This window comes from Merdimmobilis hominis (genome assembly GCF_016901855.1).
Taxonomy (GTDB): Bacteria; Bacillota; Clostridia; order Oscillospirales; family Ruminococcaceae; genus Paludihabitans.
Window position 1 is genome coordinate 1 of record NZ_JACJKY010000096.1, and the last position, 219, is coordinate 219.

The 219-nt window shown below is 51.1% G+C and carries 1 rRNA gene; it reads left to right on the forward strand.

Annotated features, from left to right (window positions below):
* Positions 1-219 (forward strand): 16S ribosomal RNA (locus tag H6A12_RS13235); the annotation flags it as partial.

Sequence of the window (219 nt, forward strand, 5' to 3'; positions counted from 1 at the left end):
GCACAAGCAGTGGAGTATGTGGTTTAATTCGAAGCAACGCGAAGAACCTTACCAGGTCTTGACATCCTTGGACCGCTTAAGAGATTAAGCTTTCCCTTCGGGGACTGAGAGACAGGTGGTGCATGGTTGTCGTCAGCTCGTGTCGTGAGATGTTGGGTTAAGTCCCGCAACGAGCGCAACCCTTGTTGCTAGTTGCTACGCAAGAGCACTCTAGTGAGA